This window comes from Microcystis sp. M49636_WE2 (genome assembly GCF_030065375.1).
Classification (GTDB): domain Bacteria; phylum Cyanobacteriota; class Cyanobacteriia; order Cyanobacteriales; family Microcystaceae; genus Microcystis; species Microcystis aeruginosa_C.
Genome location: NZ_JASJFG010000590.1, coordinates 1 through 1,975, shown reverse-complemented (window position 1 = coordinate 1,975; position 1,975 = coordinate 1). Strand labels below are relative to the sequence as shown.

At 43.1% G+C, this 1,975-nt stretch carries 3 protein-coding genes; 2 read left to right on the top strand and 1 reads right to left on the bottom strand.

Annotation, left to right across the window (positions count from 1 at the left end; genetic code table 11):
- Nucleotides 1-287 precede the first annotated feature (287 nt).
- On the top strand, nt 288-545 hold the full coding sequence (locus PX484_RS13650; protein ID WP_194017201.1) for a type II toxin-antitoxin system HicA family toxin: 258 nt from the start codon (nt 288-290) through the stop codon (nt 543-545).
- The gene (locus PX484_RS13645; RefSeq protein WP_190723128.1) at nt 520-741 is read left to right on the top strand and encodes a type II toxin-antitoxin system HicB family antitoxin; all 222 of its coding nucleotides are present in this window, start codon (nt 520-522) and stop codon (nt 739-741) included. Before PX484_RS13650 ends, PX484_RS13645 begins: the two co-directional genes overlap by 26 nt.
- Before the next feature lie 76 nt (nt 742-817).
- Here PX484_RS13645 and PX484_RS13640 read toward each other — a convergent pair.
- Nucleotides 818-1,975 (bottom strand): MCE family protein (locus PX484_RS13640; protein WP_288104258.1); only part of this gene is annotated, 1,158 nt, incomplete at its 5' end.

Genomic DNA, 1,975 nt, shown 5'->3' with positions numbered 1-1,975 from the left:
GGGAACAACATTATCAACAGTGGCTAGAAACATCATCTCCTTTAATTGATCGTTTAAGAAAAGCAAAAATTAAAAAGGAGCAGGAGTATTTACAAAAAGCATGAAAATTCGGTTTTTGCTGGATGAAAATTTATCTCCTAATCTCAAAACGATTGTAAGTAGTCGTGCCAAATTAATTGCCATTTTTGAGATAACTCTTGCAAGCTGATGGCTGACTGCGATGTATAAATGCGATCTCCTTCTTTTAACTTTAAGCTAAAATAGATTGAGTTCGTTGTGATCGATCGATGGGAAAAAAAGAAAAACTGCTAGAAAAGGCCAAAAACTCGCCTCAAGGATTACGTTTTAGCGAATTTGAGAGTTTGCTTAATCTTTGTGGTTGGACTTTTGACCATCAAACAGGAAGTCATCACATTTGGTATTCATCCAAGAGAGTCCGTCTATCTATTCAACCGACAAAAAACGGTGAAGCGAAAGCTTATCAAGTTAAACAATTTTTAAAAATACAGGAGGAAGAAAATGAATCCAACCACCGAGGATTTTAACGGTTTTAGCATTAATATCTTCCAAGATGAGGAGAGAGATTGGATAGCATACTTAGTAGAAATGCCTAGCGTTTCCGCTTTTGCTGATAGCCCCCAAACAGCACTCAATGAATTAATTGTAGCTTGGGAAGGCGTTAAAGAAAGTTATCGTCAACATGGTGAAGAAATTCCTCATTTAGCTATGACAAAAAATTAGGCACACTAGCTGGGTCTTGAAAAATTTAGTACAAATGCTCGGACTTTTTTTTCCCAACCCCTAACCCCAAATTCTGCTACTCAGATTCAGGTTTCTTAGGGTCTTTTTCTGGGGTATTAGCGGCGGGATTTGGGGCTATTGTCGCAATTTGGGCGGCCATTCTTGTCATTGCTTGACCTTGGGCGAATTCCTGCTGTAGTTGTTCGCTAGAAGACACCAAACGACTTAAACCTTGAATTAAACGGATAATTTCCTGTCGCAGTTGCGGATTACCGGTAATTTCATCCACATCCGAGGTGATTTTCTGAAGATTGGCAAAAGCAGCGCGAGAGGAGTCGAGGAGTTGCTGTAGGGTGACAACAGTGGCAGGATCGGAGAGATAGGCGGTAAAGTTGCCCAAATTTTCACTTAATTTAACAGCATTTGCCGAAATAGTGTTTAAATTCTCAATAATTTGGCTTTTCTGCACTTCCGTCAGGATCGGATCCAAAGCAGCGAGAGTAGTTTGTAGGCGATCGCTAGTAGTTTTGATACTATCGAGAGTAGCAATTAAACGATTTTGATTAGCTGCCAAAAAAACCCGCAGTTCTTCGGTGGTTTCTCCCACCAAAAGCAGCGTTTTTCGGGCCTCCACTAGGGTAGCGTCTAAATTTCTCAGGCCGCCACTTCCCTGTAAACTTCTCAGTAAAGTAGTCGCTTCCTGACTCAATCCCCCGACACCGGAAAGATCACTAGAAAGGCGATCGAGAGAACCGGATACTTGGGGTAAGGATTCTAGGGATCTCATCCCCGAATTAACTTTACCTAGAGTACCGCTGCGACGAACCTCGCTTAAAGCGGTGGTTGCCTCACCACTAAAGCGATCGAGTCCCCCCAAGGCATTAGCAGCGCGTTGGGTAAAAGAACGAAATCCGGCCACCATATCGGGATCGCTAACTAGATTAGAAATTCTCAGTAAAGATCTGATCAGGGTATTGACATTTAGCGCCGATTGCCCTTGTAAACGGGAACCGTTACAGATAATCACCTCCCCATTACAGTTAGGACTCAAAGGGGGTTCTTTAACACCACCGACGGGTAAAGCTTGCAGGGGAGTAATATCGATCGTGGTTTCACCCACTAAACCGGATTGAATGGCTTCGATGAGGGAATTACTGGGAATTAGGCGATCTGCTGGCGAAATCTCCACTTCTACGGCGACTCCCTCCGGTTCTGGGGTAATTGCCGTCACTTG